The 18,818-nt window shown below is 39.0% G+C and carries 8 protein-coding genes and 1 pseudogene; 2 read left to right on the top strand and 7 right to left on the bottom strand.

Annotation, left to right across the window (positions count from 1 at the left end):
- Window positions 1-354 precede the first annotated feature (354 nt).
- Together AC0QT1_RS00570 and AC0QT1_RS00565 are read left to right on the top strand one after the other, a co-directional pair.
- Complete coding sequence (locus AC0QT1_RS00570; protein WP_473199899.1) at window positions 355-2,016, top strand: lysine--tRNA ligase; 1,662 nt, start codon at window positions 355-357, stop codon at window positions 2,014-2,016.
- Complete coding sequence (locus tag AC0QT1_RS00565) at window positions 2,016-3,593, top strand: peptide chain release factor 3 (RefSeq protein WP_473201416.1); 1,578 nt, start codon at window positions 2,016-2,018, stop codon at window positions 3,591-3,593. Before AC0QT1_RS00570 ends, AC0QT1_RS00565 begins: the two co-directional genes overlap by 1 nt.
- 113 nt (window positions 3,594-3,706) lie before the next feature.
- Here the strand turns inward: AC0QT1_RS00565 and trxA are convergent, their stop codons facing one another.
- From trxA to AC0QT1_RS00530, 7 genes and pseudogenes are all read right to left on the bottom strand, one after another.
- Entirely contained in the window at window positions 3,707-4,030 is a 324-nt protein-coding gene (trxA, locus tag AC0QT1_RS00560) for a thioredoxin (RefSeq protein ID WP_473199901.1), read from the bottom strand.
- Window positions 4,031-4,138: 108 nt separating this feature from the next.
- Window positions 4,139-7,615, bottom strand: a complete 3,477-nt coding sequence (addA, locus tag AC0QT1_RS00555) for a double-strand break repair helicase AddA (RefSeq protein WP_473201415.1) — start codon at window positions 7,613-7,615, stop codon at window positions 4,139-4,141.
- Window positions 7,612-10,734, bottom strand: coding sequence for a double-strand break repair protein AddB (gene addB, locus AC0QT1_RS00550; protein WP_473201414.1), 3,123 nt, complete (start codon window positions 10,732-10,734; stop codon window positions 7,612-7,614). Before addB ends, addA begins: the two co-directional genes overlap by 4 nt.
- 267 nt (window positions 10,735-11,001) lie before the next feature.
- Window positions 11,002-12,486, bottom strand: a pseudogene (tsaE, locus tag AC0QT1_RS00545) (tRNA (adenosine(37)-N6)-threonylcarbamoyltransferase complex ATPase subunit type 1 TsaE).
- A gap of 51 nt (window positions 12,487-12,537) precedes the next feature.
- Window positions 12,538-15,003, bottom strand: a complete 2,466-nt coding sequence (locus AC0QT1_RS00540; RefSeq protein ID WP_473201413.1) for a PAS domain-containing sensor histidine kinase — start codon at window positions 15,001-15,003, stop codon at window positions 12,538-12,540.
- Window positions 15,004-15,040: 37 nt separating this feature from the next.
- A complete protein-coding gene (gene ahcY, locus AC0QT1_RS00535) occupies window positions 15,041-16,438 on the bottom strand; it encodes an adenosylhomocysteinase (RefSeq protein ID WP_473199905.1) in 1,398 nt (465 codons plus the stop codon).
- Between the two features lie 1,344 nt (window positions 16,439-17,782).
- Window positions 17,783-18,781: a complex I NDUFA9 subunit family protein gene (locus AC0QT1_RS00530; protein WP_473201412.1), complete on the bottom strand. Its 999-nt coding sequence runs from the start codon at window positions 18,779-18,781 to the stop codon at window positions 17,783-17,785.
- Window positions 18,782-18,818 lie beyond the last annotated feature (37 nt).

Below are 18,818 nucleotides of genomic sequence, written 5' to 3'. Positions count from 1 at the left end.
AACGTTTAATTTTGCACTTTTTCTAACGTAGTGGTATTGACGACTAGGGTCTTTATCCAATTTTTAATTTGGTGTTAGAAGTTTTATTTCTGCTGATAATTTGAGGAGGAAAAGCTTAGAGTAATGGCAATTAAACACCAATACTCAAAATGAGTAAATTACGCTTCATGATGCTTATACTTTGTTAATATAAAAAGGAATAATAAGAGAATGCAATGAAAAGAATAAAGCAAATACGGGTCATAACAAAAGCGTGATAAAAGATTTTAGGAGCTTTTCGCTTGTTATTATTGACGAATAAATTCAAGAACCATACACCATACTATTAAAGAATGTAATTTTAGGATAAAGATAATGATGCGTGATCCGTATGATGCCCTTAACCTTACGCCAGAATTAAGAGATGCGGCTGTTCAATCGAGAGCTTGGCCCTTTGAAGAAGCACGCAAAATTATCAAGCGGTATGAAAAGACAGGTTATCCAGAAAGTGTAATATTTGAAACAGGCTATGGTCCTTCTGGTTTACCGCATATTGGAACCTTTGGGGAAGTAGCACGTACAACCATGGTGCGTCATGCTTTCCATATTCTCACAGAGAATAAAGTTAAAACAAAACTGCTTTGTTTTTCTGACGATATGGATGGTTTACGCAAGGTTCCTGATAATGTTCCTGATCGCGAGAAAATGGAAAATTATCTTGGTCGACCTCTTAGCCGCCTACCAGATCCTTTTGGAGATACTTATCCTTCTTTTGGAGCAGCAAATAACGCGCGCTTACGTGCTTTTCTTGATCGTTTTGGTTTTGATTATGAATTTGCAAGTTCCACGGATTATTATAGTTCCGGTCGTTTTGATGAAACGCTTTTAAAGATACTTGCTTGTTATGATAAGGTGATGGCAATTGTTTTGCCAACATTGGGTGAAGAACGACGCGCTACCTATTCATTGTTTTTACCCATTTCCCCATTTTCTGGAAAAGTCTTACAGGTTCCAATGATTTCTCGTAATGTTGAAAAAGGCACTGTTACTTACATTGAGCCTGAAACAGGAGAAACCATTGAAACGGAGGTTACAGGGGGAAAAGTCAAATGCCAATGGAAGGTAGATTGGGCAATGCGTTGGAGAGCGCTTGGCATTGATTATGAAATGGCAGGAAAAGATCTTATTGATTCGACCAATCTTTCTTCTAAAATTTGCAAAGTGCTTGGTGGAAATCCGCCAGAAGGATTTAATTATGAGCTCTTTTTGGATGATAAGGGGCAAAAAATTTCTAAATCCAAAGGAAATGGTTTAACCATTGATGAGTGGTTAACCTATGCACCAACGGAGAGTCTCGGGCTTTATATGTTTTCCAAGCCCAAAACAGCAAAACGGCTTTATTTTGATGTCATTCCAAAAGCTGTTGATGAATATTATACACATCTTTCAGCCTATGGTCGGCAAAGGTGGCAAGAACGGCTTAATAATCCTGTATGGCATATCCATAATGGCTTTCCTCCGCAGGTTGATTTGCCTGTATCCTTTGCCATGCTCCTGAATTTAGTAAGTGCTTCAAATGCTGAAAATAAAGGTGTTCTTTGGGGTTTTATTTCTCGTTACGCGAATGGTGCAAATGCACAAACTTATCCAGAACTTGATCAGTTGGTGCAATTTGCTCTTAAATATTTTGAACTTTTTGTCAAACCAAACAAAAAGTTTCGAACACCAGATGACAGTGAACGAACAACATTAGCGCAAATTGATGAAAAATTAGCCAACTTGCCTGAAACTGCTGATGGAAACACCCTTCAAAATGCGCTTCTTGATGTTGCACGTTTAACGGAACGCTATCAAGATCATAGCAAGAAAAGCCCTGAAGGGGGGCCTGGTGTTTCGAATGTCTTTTTTCAAATGCTCTATGAAGTTTTGTTAGGGCAAGAACGAGGACCACGTTGGGGGTCCTTTATTGCTTTATATGGAATTAATGAGACGCGTGCACTGATTGCTGAAGCGCTTGCGCGATCTGCGGGGGAATAATGGAAAAAAGAGCACAAGAGGTAAAGCGGCGTCGTACATTTGCGATTATCGCCCACCCGGACGCGGGAAAAACAACGCTAACAGAGAAGCTTTTATTATTTGGTGGAGCTATTCAGCTTGCTGGTGAGGTGAAGGCAAAAAAAGATCGTATTCAAACCCGTTCTGATTGGATGAATATTGAACGGGATCGCGGTATTTCGGTTGTAACATCGGTGATGACATTTGAATATGAAGATCATATCTTTAATCTCCTCGATACCCCAGGACATGAGGACTTTGCTGACGATACATATCGCACCCTTACAGCAGTTGATAGTGCTATCATGGTGCTAGATGGTGCACGGGGAATTGAGCCTAGAACACTGAAGTTGTTTGAGGTGTGTCGGATGCGAGATATTCCTATTGTTACGTTTATTAACAAAATGGACCGTGAAGCGCGTGACCCCATAGAACTTTTAGATGAAATTGAAGAAAAACTCGCCCTTGATACCGCACCAATAACTTGGCCGATTGGTACGGGTAAAGATTTTGTTGGAACATTTGATCTCCATCATAATCGTTTTCGTCAAAAAGATGATGAGATAACGCAACAGACGGTGAAAGGACCTGAAGAAGTTGCAAACTTACTTCCTGAAAACCAACGTTTGTCTTTTATAGAAGGAATAGAACTTGCGCGAAGTGCTTGCAAAGATTTTGATTTGCAGTCTTTCCGTGAGGGACATATGACACCGGTTTATTTTGGTTCGGCTTTACGAAATTTTGGTGTTCGTGATTTGATCAATGCACTCACGGATTTTGGTCCAAGCCCTCGTGATCAGATTGCAGATCAACGCAATATCACAGCAACTGAACCTAAAATGACAGGGTTTATTTTTAAAATTCAAGCTAATATGGATCCTAATCACCGCGATCGTATTGCATTCTTTCGAGTCTGTTCGGGAACACTTGAACGTGGTATGAAGACAAAATTGATAAGAACCGGAAAGCCAATCACACTTTCTGCCCCACAATTTTTCTTTGCACGCTCACGTCAAATTGCTGATAAAGCTTATGCTGGTGATATCGTAGGGATTCCCAATCATGGAACATTGCGGATTGGTGATACCCTAACAGAAGGGGAAGATCTTCTTTTTAAAGGTATGCCTAATTTTGCACCGGAAATTTTACGTCGTGTTTGTTTGGGCGATCCGATGAAAGCAAAAAAACTCAAAGAAGCCTTACAACAAATGGCTGAAGAAGGGGTAGTGCAATTATTTATCCCTGATGATGGATCACCTTCTCTCATTGGTGTGATTGGTGCTTTGCAAATTGATGTTTTGAAGGAACGACTGAAGGCAGAATATGGCTTGCCAGTGAGTTTTGAACCAGCACGCTTTAATATATGCCGTTGGATTTCAGCACAGAACAAAGATGAATTGCAAAAATTTCTTATCAATCACCGTTCTGCTATTGCCCATGACCTAGAAGGCGATCCAGTTTTTTTAGCAGAAAATCATTTTTCTTTAAATTATGAAGCAGAACGAGCACCGAACGTAAAGTTTACAGCTTTTAAGGATTATCAAATACGTTCTGAATAAAGGGAAGACCTTTACAGATATCTTTTTTGCCGACAGAGAAATTTTTCTAAAAAAACAAACAAAAGGAGAGCCACGATCTCTCTCCTTTTTAGAAAAATCATTATGGATAGTCTTTAACGAAGACCATCTTTGATCCATTCACAAACACGCCCCTTAGAAGCGGCTCCAACCATATTTGATGAAACATTTCCACCTTTAAACATCAACAAGGTAGGAATCGAGCGTACTCCATATTGGGTAGCGAGTTCTGGACTTTCATCAATATTGACTTTGGCAATTTTAACTTGATTTTGCATTTCTGCTGAAATTTCATCCAAAATCGGAGCAATCATTTTACAAGGTCCACACCATTCTGCCCAAAAATCAACGACAACAGGGGTAGAGGAGGTCAGAACTTCGCTTTCGAAATTGCTCTTATCAACTTTTATACAGGTCATAGGTTTATCCTTTATATCCACTTCTATAGATTGGTACGATAACCATTCATATCAAGTTGTATTGCAAAGATAAATTATAGAAGTCTTTGTAAAAAAGGTTTTCGCAGTTCATAAAGCAATTTCATCAAGAAGTGCTTCGAGTTTTTCTGGAGGGAGTTTAAAAACTTTCACGTCTTTACTGTAGACAAGAAGAGCTTGAATATTTTTATCGGGATGGATAGCTTGCAGCAATTTTCGATAAAGAGCCATTTGCAACAAATAGCGTGGGGCGATAGCGTTTTCATTGTCTGGTGGGGTTCCGGTTTTAAAATCAGCAAAGATAATGCTATTTTGTGTAATGTATAGCCGGTCAATTTGACCGGAAATTGCTTGTTCTTTTCCACGAATTTTAACAATACCCATTAAGGAGACTTCAGCACGTGAATCAATAGAAAAGAGAGGTTTGAGGTAGGAGTGCTCTAAAATCTGCCAAACATGATGAAGAGCTTGTTCTCTTTTTGCTTTGGGCCAATGAGAGGCTTTGATGTTGAGATAGTGTTGGGCATAATCACGACGTTTTTCAAGAGGGCAATGAGGTAAATATTGTAACAATCGGTGAACAATATTACCATATTCAATGTAAAAAGCTCTATTGGTATTTGTTTCTCCTAAAACAGGTGAAATATTATGCTGTTTTGTATTGGAAAAAATCTCATTATCAGCCTCAATGGAGAGACTAGCAACAGAGGGCCTTAATGGTTTTGGTAGGGCTGGTTCTGCCGGTACTTTATGGAAGAAAAACTCGGGTAAAGGTAGGAGTGCTTGGTTATTCGCGGAAGGTCCTTCTTGATTTGTTGGGGCGTGAGAAGCGGGCGTTATACAATAGCGCCAAGCTGCAATATCTTCAGCAGGACTTTTTATTGACGCCATGTGTGGTTTGAGCGCTTTCTTTACCAATTCTAGCCATGTCCCAGAGGAGGCTCTCTCATTTTTATAACCGCAAACAAATAATCGATCTTCAGCACGCGTCATTCCTACATAAAGAAGACGTTTGTATTCTTCTTCAGCACGCTCTTTTAAATGCGAAAGTGCTTTTTCAGAGGGTTTTGTGTTAAATTCCGCGTTGGGATGCCAGATAAAAGCTTGTTGATCGCTCAGTTGTGCATTGTTTAAGGGAACCTTCAGAAGATGTGGTGCATGTTGAGGATGCCAAATGGCACTCCCAGGGTCGATGAGAAAAACAACAGCAGATTCCATTCCTTTAGCAGCATGAACAGTCATGATACGGACTTCTTCATGATTTTGATCAAACTCACGTTTAATTTCCGGTTTACTTGCGCTTAATGTTTCCAAAAAAGCTTGTAACCCTGGCAATCCGGTTTTTTGAATAGTGAGTGTATAGTCCATGAAAGCATCGAGCACGTCATTTGCTTCCGATCCTAAGCGGGATAGAATTTTTTGCCGTCCTTTATCATTGTTTAGAATATGGCTATAGAATTCAAAAACTGGTATTTTATCCACGAGAGTGCGATAATGACTTAAACTTTCAAAAGCATCTTTAAAAGATGTATGCGATGATGTGTGCATACAGAGGCTCTGCCAAAGGGATCCTGTACGGTTTGCTGCAATCTGATAAAGTTCTTCTTCGCTAAGCGAGAAAAGAGGACTTTTTAAAACACAAGCAAGAGAAAGATCATCTTGTGGTTGCAAAACAAAACGCGCAAGTGCCATCAAATCACGCACGCTAATATGGTTGGTAAGTTGTAAACGATCAGCACCCGCTACGGGAATATTGCGCTGTTTAAGTGCACGAGTAAGTGCAGAGACAAATTCATCACGCTTACGAACCAAAACCATGATATCGCTCGCACGCATTAAGCGTCCTTTTGCTGGCAGAATTTCTCCTTTATTCAACCAGTTCGCAATGGTTTCCGCAATAGTTTCCGCTAAATGTCTTGCCGGCGTATCTAAATGATCAACAGTTACATGCCAATCACTAGGAAATTTACTTGTTTCTTTGGAAAATGCATCCCATAAAATCACATCACCTGGGCTATGAACACGAATAGCTTCGTGCACTGTTTTTGTGTTTTCTGCAGAAAGCCCTTTGTAATTTTCTGGTGTTTCAAAGACAAGATCGACGCTTTTAAGGACATCAACTGTCGAGCGGAAAGAATAGTTCAATTGTATTTTTTCAAATTTCTGTTTTGCTTGCTGCGCTTTTTTTTGAATTATTCGTCCATTTTCAGCAAAGTTTTCTGGAGCAGCCCCTTGAAAGGAATAGATGGATTGCTTTTCATCTCCAACAGCAAAAAGAGTTCGTATATTCGTGCGTTGACTGTGACCTGTGAAAAATTCCTGCGCTAAAAGTTGAATGATTTGCCATTGGTCAGGATTGGTATCTTGTGCTTCATCGAGCAAAATATGATCAAGACCACTATCAAGTTTATAGTGCACCCATTGGCTTGCGCCTTTACGTTGTAACAAATGAAGTGTTCGTTCAATGAGGTCATCAAAATCTAACAAGCCATTGGCTTTTTTTAAATTCGCATAGATTTTAAGGTAAATAGAACAAAGCTGAAAAGCAGCCTGATTGAGTGTGAGAACTTTTGCACATTGATATTTTTCTAAAAGAACAGAAAGTTTGCTTTGTTTATCTTCAACCATTTGTTGAATAAAGGGCCAAATTTCATCTGATTTTTTAGAAGAGAGAGGTGAAAAATTACGGGGATCACCTTTCTTGTTAAAATAAACATTGGAAATAATGTTAATGATAGTTGTTTCATCATCAGTGGTTTTTAATTGAGAAAGTGTCTCAATGATATCCTTGGTGTTTTTGTTACCATAGGTTTGACAATGTATAAGAGCATAAAGAGGGAGATGAGCAGTCTGTTGAATGTTTTCTAGCAATTGTTGATTGGTCTCATCGGGCGCTAAATTAAACAGTGCACGCAATTTTTCTTCTTTGTTTTCAGACAAAAGAGAGGATAAAAAATAAGACAATTTATGTTGTTTTTCGGTTGCTTCATAAAGTAACTGATTAAAAGTATGCTCACTGACGACTTTAAGGAGCTGTTTCAAAGCGGATTGCGCATCTTTATGGGCTAAAAGTTGGCGACGCGATTCTTGTAATAATTTTTTTCGATTAATATCATCGATGAGTTCAAAATGCCCTGCAATATTGGCTTCTAACATAAAGTGATGTAAGAGAGATTCGCAAAAAGCATGAATCGTTTGGATTTTTAAGCCCCCTGGTGTTTCGAGGGCACGAGCAAAGAGTTGACGTGCATAGGTTAACTTTTGCGCATTGATGGGCGTATTTTCGAGCTGCAATAAGGTTTTTTGAAGCTGTTCATCATCAAGTTCATTCCAGCTGGAAAGTGTACGAAAAATCCGCGATTGCATAACAGCAGAAGCTGCATTTGTGTAAGTAAGGCATAAAATACGTGCTGGAGGAGTGCCATTTAAAAGCAAGCGGATGACGCGTTCGGTTAAAACATGGGTTTTTCCAGATCCAGCATTTGCGGAAACCCATACGTTTGTTTTTGGATGTGTTGCTGTTGCTTGTGCTTCAAGAGCTGCTTCAGGGATAGAAAAAGGAATCATGATTGGCCTGCTTTATGAAGATCATTAGACCATTCCCATAAGCGTGCTAGATGGTCATAATCACCTTCATATTCTTTTTTTAAAGGGACTGCATGTGAAAGGTAGCCTTGTTGTGGATTTTGGTAATATTCCATTAATGCGATAAGGTGTTGCCATGCTTTTTCACCGAGACTGATGACACTTTGGTGCTCATTTTCCTCTTTTTTTGAAAAAATTGATTGAGGCGATATTTTACCTTTTCCATTAAGAGCAATGTAAAATAAATTGACAGGAGTAAGATCTTGGAAATCTGTAAAGGCGCCGTGCATGAGTAGGGCTGTTTCTAATGCCAATTGTGGAAATAATAAATCACGAACTTGCTTTGATGAGGGAGGCGTACTGGTTTTAAAATCAACAATTTCAACCCTTTTGTTTGGTAAAACATCAATACGATCAGCACGCCCAGCAAGAGTTACACCTGTTGTTCCTATAGGTATTTTTTGTGAGACCACTTCGGCATGTCGTTCCCGAGGGCTTAGACTTTGTTCCCATTGGATTAAAAAGGGAGCAAGATTTTCAAAATTATTCCACCAAATTGCTTCAATATCGGGGGGTAAATTTAATTTATCAAATTCTTTACGTGCAAGAGAGAGCAATGCATTCAATGCATTTGCAGCATGTGGATTTTTTATTTGTGTGCAAAAAGCAGCAAGAATAGCATGATAAAGTGTTCCGCGTTCAGCAGCGCTAGGAGCATTGATGAGTTCTTTAAGGGGTTTAAGACGCAAGATTTTTTTGGCATAAATTGCATAAGGATCATACCGCAACGTTGAGATTTCAGTGACCGAAAAATAACGCGGGCGTGTCTCAAGAGGTGGTACAGGACAAGGGCGTTGTGCACAGGCGACCCTATTTGTATCATCAAGCATTTTCGCCCAATGAAGCAATATTTCTCCTCGTGCACGGATTTGTTGCCAAACCTGTTTTCCTATAACGGTTTCTAAACGTTGTAACCAGCGTGAAGGAAGTGAAGGAGCATGATTAACTCTCATAGCTCGACTCATTACCACGTTATTCATTCCCATAGCCCATTGAAAATCATGGGCGGAAAGGCCAATACGTTTTTCTGGTGGTTCAAGCGTTAACATCATTTTCATCTGTCGTGATAAAAAAGCATCATTACGGGTTATAATCGGCCATGATCCTTCATTAAGACCGCCAATAACCACTGTATCAACCGTTTGTAGGCGTGATTCTAACGTGCCCCAGATGAATAAACGTGGATGCCCTCCGGGTGGAGGGGTTACAGAGCGGGGTGCGATCAGAGCCGAAAACATAGCGGGCCATTCACGAAAGGAAAATTTTAATTCTGATTGATCACTGGCCAATTCACGCAAAAAAGTTGCTAAAGCTTGCCCTGCTTCATGTTGATAAAGATGTACAAGCGAATTATTTTCATCACGCCCAAAATTTTCAAAAACTTCAACGGTCGCTATTGCGACTTCATTGAGAGTGTATTCTTTTCCCTGTTTCATGAGAGATGCTAACGGCTCGACAGCTTTGACCAAAAGATAACAAAGAAAACGTGCTTCTTCGCACTTTTTTTGATCAAGGGCACTCTTTTCAGAAGTGTTTTGGGGGTAGGTTTCTATCCATTTTTCGACAAATTGATCACATTCGCAAAGATTGATACAGCTGGTATTTCCTCGAAGAACAAAGAGTTCAAAATTTTCTGCCATTTCACGTAAACAATGCCGAGTTTGTCCTAACCTTGTGAGGGGATGTTTAAGAAGAGAAAGAAAAGCAATGGGATCATGAGGTTGAAACACATTTTCTAAAAGAAGCCGTAATAAGGTTGAAGGCAATGTTTGTGCAAGTGGAATCCCTCCTGAATCATTTGCTTCAATACCAAAACGCTGTAATTCAGCTACCACACGGCGTGCTAAATTACGGTCATTTGTAATAAGAGCTGCATTTTTTTGAGGTTCCTCAATAGCAGTGCGTAAAGCAACAGCGATAGCAAGAGCTTCTTCACGCTCGTTGATAGCTTCAATGAATGACCAGTTTGCACAAAGCTGTTCATAATCATCACGGACAACTTGTATCCAGCGATCTGTTGTCGAGGCTGGTCGAAATGCTTCTGATAAAAGAGCGATACGCTTTTTCTTTATTATACTTTGTTGACCAATTTCACGAACATCAATGCGATGACATTTCATGAGAGAGAGAAGTTTTTTTAAATGATATTGAGGATGGCTAAAAGCATTCTTTGCATGATCGAAAATATCACAAGTTGTTTTTTCTTTATGGATTGTGCCTAAGGCTTCCCATTGTTCTTCATCCATATGAAGATCAAGTCCAGGAAGAACAACCGCACCTTTAGGGAGGGAAGCAATCACTTTTAAAAGCTCAGAAACTGCGGGAATAGAACCTGATATTCCAGCTGCAAGAATAGGTTTATCAGGTTGTGTGTGTTGTAAAATATCGGCATGTATTTTGAGTGCTTGATTGCGCCATTCTGCTGGATTGCTTCGTTGTCTTTCTTGTAAAATTTTTGGCCAATTTTGTGTAACAATCGTGAGAAAATCGAGAGTTATTTGCCACCATTCTGCTACCATATCGGGCGCAATTTCTTTAAGTTTTGACCAATCCGCTGCCTCCGTTTCGATTTCATCCATCAAATTTGCTAAATCTTGAGCAAGCCAAATTGCATCGGCAGTATGAGCAGGAATAAGCACGTCTTCTGTACCAAACATGGCACGCAAATGTGCTGGCAAATTTTCACGCCAAGGGCGAATAAGACGTGCTAAAAGTAAAAGACGTTCAGTGTTTCCAATGGGAGGATTCAGGGTGTTGGTATGATTTTCTAGAAAAAGAAAACTCTCATCATCTAGATCTCCTAAAGGACGAATGGTTGGCAAGAAGGTTGATTTTGTGTCACTTCTTTCAACAAAGGCTGTACGTAAAGCGCGGGCAGCACGGCGTGTTGGCACATAAATGAGGGTATCAGCAAGGGCTATTTGGAGATCCCCATTTGGTGCAAAATTATCAATAAGAGCACCGCAGAGCAGTGCATCAACAAAGTGCGGTAGAAAAGCTGTTCCCGGAGAAATAGAAAAGACACGTGGTTTGTAGGTCATGTAATCTCGTTTGGGATGCGTGGAAATGTTCGGTATTATTTATGTTATTTCTACTGTATACAATTTTCATGCAGAGAGAAACTAAAAAGCTATACTTGCGCAATGCATTTTTTAACTTATGTTAAACAGCCAATTTTCCAGATAATCTCTATATATTTTCATCAAAGGTGTGGAAAAAAGCATGGTCACGGGCTATATTGATCTTCATATTTTTTAGCAAAAATGATCATTTGGATGAAGAATATCCAAAGATTAAATTATGAGACTTTATTCCGTTTTTGCAAGGAGTCCTGCTTCCTGATAAAATCTTTGTAAAGGTGCGAGCATTGGATGTGAGAGATTGCGAGCAAGATAATCTTACATATGGGGAAGATGCTTAAGATAAGATGATTTTCCATCTTGTTGATGGCAACGGATAAAAATCCCTAGAATTTTTGAAACCCTTTGGGCACCTGCGATTGCATAAAGCTTGCGCAATTCTTTTTCATCAAAAGGGCGTGGTGCTTTATGGCGTGCAGTGCAATAAGCATCGAGAATTTTCATCTCAAGTGTTGGAGCAATAAAGGTGCGAGCATCTTGCGCTAAAGAGACAATATCATAGATCGTTGGGCCTTTTAAACCATCTTGAAAGTCAAGAAGACCAATGTGGGCAATTCCTTCCTGATGCATACGCCAAAGAATATTTGGTGAATGATAATCACGCATAACAAAGGTATTTTCTCCTTGAATGAGGCTTATGAGATAGGATTGCCAACAGCTAAAAAGGCTTTACGCTGTTCTTGATTTAAGTTTTTTTTGTGTTTGGAAAGGCAAATACCAATCAAGCAATAAGGAAAGCTCTGATTGTAGTGCTTGACAATCATAGGAGGGGATTTGAAAAGCAAAAATGTTGCAAATTGCTTTTGTGAAGGCCATAATTTTTGATGAAAGGCAGCCCATAATTTGCTACAAGCAATAGAACGCTTTTCTATAGGGGTATTGTTTTGATCTAAGAGCCCTTCCTATCCGAAATCTTCTAAAATCAAAAGACCTTTTTCAAAATCTTCGACAAAGATATGAGGAACAGAAAATCCGTTGTCTAAGATAAGCTGGTTAATTCCTATAAATTGACGAATATCTTTCGCAAGGTATGTCATTGTTGCATAGGAAAGATCTGTTTGCATAGTTTGTGTATTCATAAGGATTTCTTGATGATTCGCACCTTTGAGAAATTCATAGGTACGTGGGGAAGCATCACTAGCTAAAAAATGACGATGAACATGACCACGGTTATGGGTTTTTAAAAATGTGCGAATTGCAAAAGATCGCTTGAAGACGTTCCGTAGAATGTTGTGCTGATGTGAGAATCACGTAACGCCCATGGTCTTTATATTGTAAAGTGAGAGCAAAGGTAACTGGTCCTAAAAGATCTTCACTTTTTTCTGGCCATTCAATAAGTAAAATATTTTTTTCACGTGCTTCATGAAGTCCTAATTCATCAATTTCTTCTGGCATAGAAAGGCGATAAAGATCAGCATGAATGATTTCAAATTGTGGAAGTTGATAGCTTTGAACAAGAGTGAAAGTAGGGCTTGGAACATCCAGAGTATTGTCGTTAGCAAGTGTATGAATGATTGTTCGTGCGATGGTTGATTTTCCTGTGCCAAGATCACCTTGCAGTGTTACAAGGTCACCTGATTTTAAAGCAAGGGCTAAATCTTGCGCAAAAAGTTTGGTTGCTTCTTCATTTTCAAGAAAAAAACTAAAATTCATAAACAGTTCCGAAAATGGATGTACAAAATTTTTTAATAAGAAAGAATAAGATTAAAGAACTTTATCTCCTTTGGGAATCGGAAAAAAACATTTAACTGTTGTTCCTTGTCCGGCACCGGTAAGAATTTCAACACGTCCACCATGGAGCTCAACAAAGCTTTTAACGAGGGACAAACCAAGACCTGCTCCAGCGCGCCCACCATGATGTGCATGGGAAGAAAAACGTTTAAAAATTCGATCCAGAACATCTTCTGGAATATCAGATCCTTCATTATGAACACTAAAGACGATATTACCATCTTGTTCGTCGGCACAAAATTCAATCGTACTCGCTTCTGTTGCAAAATTAATAGCATTGCTAAGGAGATTAACAAAAATTTGATGCAAACGTGTTGCATCAGCGAAGATAAAATTTAAGGACGGAGAGATTTGTTGTGACAGCACAATATAACGTCCATTAAGACGCTCTTCTACGCGTGTTACTGCTTGCATCATGGCATCGGCAATATTAACGGGTTGCACATCCAACTCCATAATACCAGCATCAAGGGTTGCAAGATCAAGAATATCGTTAACAATATTCAAAAGTGTGCCTGATTCTGAATGAATATGTCCAAGATATTCTTTTTGGCGTTCATTGACAGAGCCAAAAATTTGATCACGTAAAATATCAGAAAATCCAATAATATTGGTAAGAGGTGTTCGCAGTTCATAGGAAACATGTTGAACGAATTCATTTCGCAAACGATCAGCACTCTCTAAAGCTTCATTTTTTTCTTGAAACGCGCGTGCAACATGAACACTGTCGGTAACATTCACGAAGGTAAGCATCGTCTGCCCATTGGGAAGCGGAACCAGTGTATAGTCAATAATTATTCCATTTATGAGATCCATACGACCTGAAGAGGTGTCGCGTTTTTCATCCAAGCCTGTAATCAATTTGGTAAATTGATCCCATTCCTTTCCTATGGTTAAGGCAGCGCAATGGCTTTTTAACTGCGTAATATGGGTGCCTTCCACCAATAAATTATAAGGGAGAGACCATAATTTTGATAAAGCAGGATTCGATAAACGAAGACGTCCATCCGTACCAAAAACCACCACGCCTTCTGAAAGTTTATCAAGGGTTTCGCCCTGTATTTTAATGAGTGTGTTATAGCGTCGTTCAAGATCAATTTTTTCTGTAAGATTTTCATAAAGCCAAGTGGCGCCTCCTTGTGGATGAGGGCTGGAAATAACACGTATTGTACGCCCATCTGGAAGATTCCAAATTTGTTGATTCGATTCTGTTTGCTGGGAAGCTTTAAAAAGTTCTCCTTTCCATCCACGCCAATCAGGGTGTTCAGCAATGAATCCTTTTTCACGTAAACGTTCAAGCAGCAGTGTATGGCTTGGTTCACTTTCTAAAAAAGAACTCTCCAACGGCCATAAAATTTTAAAAGCGTGGTTGCAGAATTTTAATTTCTGATTGGTATCGAAAACAGCCACAGCTGTTGAGATTTGATCAAGTGTTTCACAATGGCTTTGGAGAACGCGTCTTAGTTCATTAGTAAGATTTTCATATGCGCTGTCATCATGTGCAAAAGCTGCCATTCCTTCGGCTGTCGTAATTCTTGTGAGGTGAAAACAGTGTCGTTCTCCATCAATAACTGTATGGACATGCTCCTGAAAAATTGTTTCTGTCTCATCTGTTTTGTGCTGTGTTGTTTCATTGAAAAGGTCATTGACTTCATTGCTGCCTTCTCGAAAACCTGTTATTTCTTTAAAAGCGCGATTGATAAAACAAATCTTTCCTTCACAATCTCTTATCCATACAGGTTCTTGAATGCGATCAAGAAGATTGCGTTGCATTCTTAATTCGATGAGAATTTTGGCGATATCTTTCTGTAAACGCACATTTTCACTCTGCTGGGTTGAGATGTCTTGAAAACGTGCAATGGCTACTGTTCCAGCAATGACTCCTGTAACGTGTAACAGCATATTATTTTTAGTGGTGATAGAAAGCTCAAAAGGATGAGACTCGTAACGTAATTGCGTTAATGCGTAGTCAAGTTCTCGCAGAGAATTCTCCTCGAGCCAAAGATCAAAATTCTGAAAATCTTGCTGCATAATTCCTACTTTTTGTAACGCGGAAATATTACCAACCATACGAGGAGAAACCGTTGGATTTTCCCAAATAAGAAGCAATTGCCCTGTTTCTTCCAGAAGCCATTCATAATATTTAAGTTTTTCAGAAAAGTCTGCTTGAAGAGCCTGTAGGGGTTTTTGTGAAGCTTTTTTCGCACGCATAATAACTGCTATACAGGTGAAAAGCGAGGCGCACCCAATCCCTCCACACAGTGCTAGAAGCAGCCATGGACCATCTGGCAAAGTGAATCCGAAAGGTAGATGGATTTCCAATGATTGAGCAACAACGGTTGCTGGAAAAAAAAGGAAAAGAAGACAAAAAACATGCTGACAGATTCGGATCATTTTTTGAACTTTTTCTTTGGGATCATAGTCACCACAACGGGGCATGGCGCCTTTTCCTTTTTCTTTTAACCTAAGGAAACATCTAGTAACGATAATGATTTGGTTTATAGGGTCCTTGAGGTGTAACTCCAATATAGGTAGCTTGTTCTTCTGATAAAACAGTTAATTTTATTCCCAATCGATCAAGATGAAGGCGTGCAACTTTCTCATCGAGATGTTTAGGCAAAACAGTCACTTCATTTTTGTAGTGTTCTGAATGGTTAAAGAGTTCAATTTGCGCTAGAACCTGATTTGTAAATGAAGCTGACATGACAAAAGAGGGATGTCCTGTAGCATTACCAAGATTAAGTAAACGCCCTTCAGAGAGTAAAATGATGCGTTTTCCATCAGGAAAGGTGATCATATCGACTTGAGGTTTAATATTCGTCCATGGCAAATTTCTAAGGGCTGCTACTTGGATTTCATTATCAAAATGGCCAATATTTCCAAGAATACACATATCTTTCACTTGCCGCATATGGTCTAAACGGACAATATCTTTATTGCCTGTTGTTGTGATGATAATATCAGCACTGGCCGCGGCGTCATCTAAATGAACCACTTCATAGCCATCCATAGCTGCTTGAAGAGCACAGATTGGATCAATTTCTGTCACTTTAACGCGTGCTCCTGCACCTGAAAGAGCGGCTGCTGAACCTTTACCCACATCGCCGTAACCACAGACAATGGCTGTTTTACCAGCTATCATGACATCTGTTGCACGTCGGATACCGTCCACTAATGATTCTCTACATCCATATTTATTATCAAATTTTGATTTTGTGACACTATCATTGACATTAATGGCAGGAAAAGACAAAAGCCCTTGCTTTTGTAATTGAAGAAGGCGGTGCACCCCTGTTGTCGTTTCTTCACTCACACCTTTGATTGCTGCGCGTTGGCGTGTGAAAAATCCTGGTGTGAGAGTCATACGTTTTTGAATTTGTTTGAAAAAAAATTCCTCTTCTTCTGTTTTGGGATAAGAGAGGACATCTTTATTTGTTTCTGCACGCCATCCCATCAAAATATAGTTTGTAGCATCAGCTCCATCATCTAAAATAAGATTTGAAAGATTGCCATCAGGCCATTGGAAAATAGCATCTATATAAGTCCAATATTCTTCAAGTGTTTCGCCCTTGACCGCAAAAACAGCAGTACCTGTGGCTACAATAGCGGCGGCTGCATGGTCTTGTGTAGAAAAAATATTGCTAGAACTCCACCGTACATCAGCCCCAATAGCTTTTAATGTTTCAATCAAAACAGCGGTTTGAACCGTCATGTGCAATGAACCAGAAATGCGAGCACCGCGCAAAGGTTGACTAGAAGAAAACTCTTTACGACAAGCCATTAAACCAGGCATTTCTGTTTCGGCAATATCAAGCTCTTTGCGCCCGTATGCAGCAAGTGCGATGTCTTTGACAACATAATCTGGGGTTGCCATTCTTTCATTCCTTTAAAATTATTTTTCTCTAGAGGGTAGGAGAAATTAAAAAAGACGGTAGGAGAAATCAAAAAAAAATGCAAGCCAATAGCACGACTTCTCTCTGTGAAAAATTCTTTTCAAGTTTCCATAAATTTATGCAAAAAAACACATTTTATGGAGTAAATTATGATGTTACCGACAAAATTTAGGAGGACTTAAAGAAATTGTTTTGAGTAAGAAAAATTTATCAATATTTATCTGTATTTGAGCTATAAGGAGGGAAGCCTAATAAGAAAGGCTTTTATGAGGGTATATTTTCTTAAAAAAGAAGATGCTCTCATGAAACACACGCTCTATTATTGTCTATAAATCAGTTTTAAATTCTAATATATTGCACGTTTAGAACAAAGATGTTGGGTGGATAAAGCTAAATTGTTCTAACTATTATGCAGGGTAGACAGGAAGGTATTGCTTATTTTATCTAATTTATATCAGAAATTAGAATACAGTTTTATTTGTAGAGATTATGGAAGCGAAAATAGAAAGATCTCTCAGACTTGTTATCCTCTTTAGTTTGAACTTGCAATTTTCAAAAATATCCAGAGTAATATCTTTTAAAATAATAAGATTACATAATAAATTATAACTTTATGCATTGCGTTCTTTCACAATATTCTGTCCTTTCACGAAAAAAGTCCGTTGTTATTTTGTGCATTTATGTAATTTTAAAGGGATGCCTCACCTTATTTCTCATTCTCTTCTATGATGGTGTCGTAAACTGACAATATCATTATCTCTACTAACGTCCAATGTTGCGACGGCCCTTGCATTAACGCGATTCATAAGAGGCGTTTTTACTTCTTTCTTCTAGTGTTGTTACTCACAATCAATATCGCTTATGACGTGCAAGCAAGAAATTTTATTTGACTCAATAGGAGAAGGTTTGAAATGAGAAAATTTTACACTATTCGAGGTTATGATACAAGTTGAAAAACGATGATATATCTTTATAAATCAATGCGTTGCCTTGTAAATGAATGCATGTTCATGGAACACTACCACCTTCATACTTGTCATCATAAGACAAAATTATAATGAGATTTTCCAGTTTCAATCTTGTACTCACTCCGGTATTAAGAGGGTTTATAAACAGGCATATTTGGCTCATGTTCACGCCATTTTGACCTAAAATGTTTTTTCTTTTGATATAGAAGTGAACACTTATATGCATTCTGAATGCAAAAAGCTGAAATGAAAAAGTCTTGTTCTCTTCAGTACTTTAATTTTACATAGGAAAAACAAAGAATTACTGTAAATCAATATCGTTGCTTGTTCTTGAGCTCATCCTTGCAAGAATTTTTGCTAAGCTTGTAAATTTTTGGAAAACTGACCTTGTGGACGAAACCTCCAGAGATAACTTGGTAAGAGAGCGACCATTGCTCTCGGAGTAATTCCGACACCCTCTAAAGTATATCCATTTTCTCTAGCTTCTTGAGAAACAATGTTATCCACTTGCAAGAAGCGTATTTGATCGGCTGTCACGAGTGTTGGCACGAGGGGTAACTTACCGAGAAGTCCTAAAGTACCTCCAAACAATAGACCGATAGAAAGAGGCATAGAGAGAATTGTTTTTTTCCGATGAATGATTTTTAAGATATTTTCAAGGGCATTTTGAAATGTGATAATTTGAGGACCACCAAGATCATAGCTTTTTCCAGAAAGAGCAGGATTTTCTAAAGCACGCACGACAAATTCAGCAACGTCACCAACATATACGGGTTGCAATTTACTTTGCCCACCTCCAAAAAGAGGCATGATTGGTAAAAAGCGTGCTAAGTTTGCTAAGCTGTTAAAGAAACAATCTTCTGGCCCAAAGATAACAGATGGACGCATAATAATTGCTTGAGGATGCTTATCCTGAACAATTTTCTCACCCATAGATTTGATACGTCCATAAAGAAATGAAGCGTTTTCGTTAGCTACCAGCGCTGACATATAGAGAAGTGGTATACCAGCTTCAGCTGTTAATTCAGCGACATTTTGTGTGCCGTCAATTTGTGTTTTTTGAAAGTTTGCTTGATTTGCTTGCCCTAAGCTACCAGGAAGAAACACGGCTCCTTCTGCTCCAAGCAATGCCCGTGCAACAGAAGCGCGGTGCTTGATATCAGTCTTGAGCATTTGGGTTTGTCCTACTTCTCCTATTTGCAGCATGTAATAAGCTTTTTGCGGATGACGAACGGCAATGCGAACGCGATAACCTCGTTTTGTTAAAGTTTCAACGACATGCCGCCCCACAAAACCAGAGCCGCCGAACACAGTAATAAGTTTAGGATGTTGATAAAGTGCACAATCAAGTTGCATGATTACAAGGTCTATCTTTCAAAGCTCTATGAATAAT

The sequence above is a fragment of the Bartonella sp. P12B genome (assembly GCF_055796185.1).
The sequence above is the reverse complement of the archived record's forward strand: the minus strand, read 5'-3'. Positions and strand labels throughout refer to the sequence as shown.

Coding starts and splice junctions, on each gene's coding strand:
- AC0QT1_RS00565 (WP_473201416.1), top strand. CDS start 2,016: ATGGAAAAAAGAGCACAAGAGGTAAAGCGGCGTCGTACATTTGCGATT.
- addA (WP_473201415.1), bottom strand. CDS start 7,615: ATGATTCCTTTTTCTATCCCTGAAGCAGCTCTTGAAGCACAAGCAACA.
- trxA (WP_473199901.1), bottom strand. CDS start 4,030: ATGACCTGTATAAAAGTTGATAAGAGCAATTTCGAAAGCGAAGTTCTG.
- addB (WP_473201414.1), bottom strand. CDS start 10,734: ATGACCTACAAACCACGTGTCTTTTCTATTTCTCCGGGAACAGCTTTT.
- AC0QT1_RS00530 (WP_473201412.1), bottom strand. CDS start 18,781: ATGCAACTTGATTGTGCACTTTATCAACATCCTAAACTTATTACTGTG.
- ahcY (WP_473199905.1), bottom strand. CDS start 16,438: ATGGCAACCCCAGATTATGTTGTCAAAGACATCGCACTTGCTGCATAC.
- AC0QT1_RS00570 (WP_473199899.1), top strand. CDS start 355: ATGATGCGTGATCCGTATGATGCCCTTAACCTTACGCCAGAATTAAGA.
- AC0QT1_RS00540 (WP_473201413.1), bottom strand. CDS start 15,003: ATGCCCCGTTGTGGTGACTATGATCCCAAAGAAAAAGTTCAAAAAATG.